Source organism: Nocardiopsis listeri (assembly GCF_020741345.1).
Taxonomy (GTDB): domain Bacteria; phylum Actinomycetota; class Actinomycetes; order Streptosporangiales; family Streptosporangiaceae; genus Nocardiopsis; species Nocardiopsis listeri_A.
On sequence record NZ_DYZD01000158.1, the window covers coordinates 1 to 3,268 of the forward strand.

The following is a 3,268-nucleotide window of genomic DNA, read 5'->3' on the forward strand; positions in this document are numbered from 1 at the left end:
GGTCCCGATCGCGCGTCGGGTCCGGGATGGTGCGGGGGCGGTGGGTTGGCGCTGAGCGGGCGCGACGGTACCCACCAAGGGAGAGCGGGGTCATGAGGGGGAGGCTCGGCCTTGGCCCGCTCAGGCGTGCACACTCACGTGGGGCCTGAGCTCGATGTGGTCGGTGGGATCGGTGGGATCCCCGTTGCGAGTGCCCCGCCGTCCCTCGAAATCACGCGGTGGTCGGGTCTGCGTCGCTCGCGCGGCGTCGGGTCGCCACCAGCGCGGTGACACCGGCCAGCGAAGCCACCACGGCGGTCAGAAGCAGGCCCACCAGGGGAGCGCCGGTTCGGGCCAGGGGCCCGTTGCCGCCGGAGCCACCGGAACCGCTCGTACCGCCGGCGCCGCCCGAACCCGCACCCTCGTCGGAGCCGGAACCGCCGCCGGAACCACCGCCGGAACCGCCGCCATCGCCCGCCTGGCCCGCGAAGGTCACCGGGACGAACTTGTCCTGGCCGCGGTCGCTGGAACGGGTGTGGTCGTTGCGGGTCACCACGGCGCACTCGGTGCCGGACGCGGTGCAGTCGGTGTTGTCGTCCTTGGCCTTGACGGACAGCTCCACGGTGAATCCGCCGTCGGTCCCACCACCCGTGTAGGGGGTGGCCAGGCCCTCGCCGTAGGGCGGCGGGTTGCTGGAGATCCAGGCGGACGAACCGCCATCGCCTTCCATGTCCACTCCACCGATGCACGGCCCGGGCGCGATGCTGGAACTCGCGTTGGCGGTGTCGCACAGGGCCACGTAGATGCCCTTGGCGGTGTCGTAACCGGAACCGGTGACGGTCACGGTCTCCCCGTCGGGGTCGATGCCGCTGGTCTTGGAAACGGTGAGCGACAGGTCGCCCGGGGTCCGGGGCAGGGTCTGGGGAACGTTGCGCGGGGCCGCCTGCGGCGCGCTCTGCGGAGCGGCCTGGGGAGCGGTCCTCGGAGAGGTCTGCGGCCGGCTCTCGGGCACGGCGGCGGGCACGGCGAAGGCGACCGGCACCGCGGCCACGACCGTGGGCACGGAGGGGGACGCGGGCGCGAGCACCGGGGCGCTCATTCCCGCGCCGGGGTCGGCGACCACACCGTCATCGGTCGGCTCAGCCGTCTCATCCATCCCGTCGGTCTCGTCCACCTCGTCCGTCCGCTCGGGCGGCTCGGCATCGAGGACGACGATCTCGAAGGGATCCTCCTCGGTGTCCAGGCCCGCATCGGCGGCGAAGTCGACACCGGTGTCGAGGGCGACGCTGAACAGGCCGCGCTCGTCCACGTCGGTGGTGACGGTGTTGTCGTCGTCGAGTACTGCGGCCTCGTCGACCTCGCCGGTGTCGACCGCCTCGGCGGGAACGGCGCGTGTGGTGATCTCGATCCGGGAGCCGGGCGTGTGCCCGATGCCGGCGACCGTGACGCTGTCCCCCTCGGGGTCCAGCCCCTGGGTCCGGTTCACGGTGGTGGTTCGGGGGTGGGCCGGTTCGGCGACGGGTTCGGCGAACACCGTCGAGGGCGCGCCGGCGACCAGGATCGTCGCCGCGGCGACGGTGGCCAGGGGTGGGACAAGCCCACGGAGGGGAACCGCTGCTCGCATCAGGTGCCTTAGTTGTCGGGCGGGTCGGATGAGGGACCGACCTCGGCGTGAGGTGAGGGAAGTGCTTTTAGGTTATGCTCACCTAGGCGAAGTGAGCCTTACCTAACTCGATCCGGTGCCGGAACAGTTGACCACTGAAGCGACGGGGTTGTCAAGATTCTGACGACCTGTCATATAAAAGGTCTTGTCGCGACCCGCTCCGCGGCCCCGCCCGGTAACCCGGCTCAACCGAAAGCGATCGCCATGCCCCACGCCGTCCCCCGAAACTTCCCGCGCGGTGTCCTCGGACCGCTCGCCATCGCCTGCGCCCTGGCCCTGACCGCTTGTACGGGTCCCGACGCCCCCGTGGACGCCTCAGGGGACGACGGCGGCATCCCGGACCTGTCCGAGAACCGCCTCCAGATCCTGGACGAGGTCGCCGCCCCCGAACTCCCCGTCACCGTCGAATCCGTGGTGCTCGACCCCTACCGTTCCTCCTCCGACCCCCTGGAGTACGAGGAGGTCGAGGTGACCGACGCCGAGCGCGTCCTCCCGCTCACCGGAAGCCTCGCCGAGATCGTCTTCACACTCGGACTGGGCGACAACGTGGTCGGTCGCGACGTGGCGGCCACCTTCGACGAGGCCGCCGACCTGCCGGTCATCAGTGAGGGACACGAGGTCTCCGCCGAGACCGTCCTGGCCCTCCAACCCACCGTGGTCCTCGCCGACACACAGACCGGCCCGCCCGAGGTGATCGAACAGATCCAGAACTCCGGCATCCCCGTCGTCATCGTCGAGGAGGCCTGGTCCATCGACGAGATGTACCCCCGCTTCGAACGCGTGGCACAGGCCCTGGGCGTCCCCGCCTCCGGAACCCTCCTGGTCGAACGCACCCAGGAGCAGATGGCCGAGGTGCGCGAAAGCTCCCTGGAGACCAGCGGTGACCCCCTCGTCGCCTTCCTCTACCTGCGCGGCACCGCCGGCGTGTACCTGCTCGGCGGCCCCGGCTCGGGCGCCGACGCCCTGCTCGAAGAGATCGGAGCCCGTGACGCCGGTGTCGAGATGGGCCTGACCACACCCTTCACACCCATCACCACCGAAGCGCTCATCGAGGCCCGGCCCGACGTCCTGCTGGTCATGACCAAGGGACTGGAATCGGTCGGCGGGGTCTCCGGGCTCGCCGAGATCCCCGGCGTCGCGCAGACCCCGGCCGGGCAGAACCAGGCCGTCATCGACTTCGAGGACGGCGTCCTGCTCAACTTCGGCCCCCGTACCCCGCAGGTCATCACCACCATGGCGGAGGAACTCGCCGCGGTCACCGGTGAGAGCGGCGACGCCTCGGGCTCGGAGGGCGACGAGTGACCGCCCTGTCCCAACACCCCACCACCGGCCCCGACGACGCCCCCGCGGACGAGGGCGGGGCCACCCCGGGGACCCTCCGACGACGCCTGCGCGCGACCCTGCTGATCGCAGGACTGTCCGTCGGACTCGTCGTCGTCTCCGTGATCGCCGCCGGAATGGGCGCCTACCCGATCCCCGCCGGCCAGGTCGCCGCCTCCATCCTGGACGCGGTCGGCCTGCGGGTCGGCGACCTCCCCGACCAGATCGCCGAGACGGTCCTGTGGGACGTGCGCCTGCCCCGCGTGGTCCTGGCGGTCATGGTCGGCGCCGCCCTGGGCAGCGCCG

Annotated in this window: 3 protein-coding genes; 2 read left to right on the forward strand and 1 reads right to left on the reverse strand. The window is 71.5% G+C overall.

The genetic code is table 11. The annotated features are described in order from the left end of the window. Window positions 1-211: 211 nt before the first annotated feature. Window positions 212-1,603: a cell wall protein gene (locus K8V84_RS08960; protein WP_304072903.1), complete on the reverse strand. Its 1,392-nt coding sequence runs from the start codon at window positions 1,601-1,603 to the stop codon at window positions 212-214. 243 nt (window positions 1,604-1,846) lie between these two features. On the opposite strand from K8V84_RS08960, the gene K8V84_RS08965 reads away from it, so the two are divergent. Both K8V84_RS08965 and K8V84_RS08970 read left to right on the forward strand, forming a co-directional pair. Continuing rightward, on the forward strand, window positions 1,847-2,944 hold the full coding sequence (locus K8V84_RS08965) for a hemin ABC transporter substrate-binding protein (RefSeq protein WP_304072906.1): 1,098 nt from the start codon (window positions 1,847-1,849) through the stop codon (window positions 2,942-2,944). Then, the coding region (locus K8V84_RS08970) for an iron chelate uptake ABC transporter family permease subunit (protein ID WP_304072907.1) at window positions 2,941-3,268 on the forward strand (328 nt) is incomplete at its 3' end. The genes K8V84_RS08965 and K8V84_RS08970, both read left to right, overlap by 4 nt.

Excerpts from the sequence above, each read along its gene's own strand:
- K8V84_RS08960 (WP_304072903.1), bottom strand. The coding sequence starts at position 1,603 with ATGCGAGCAGCGGTTCCCCTCCGTGGGCTTGTCCCACCCCTGGCCACC.
- K8V84_RS08965 (WP_304072906.1), top strand. The coding sequence starts at position 1,847 with ATGCCCCACGCCGTCCCCCGAAACTTCCCGCGCGGTGTCCTCGGACCG.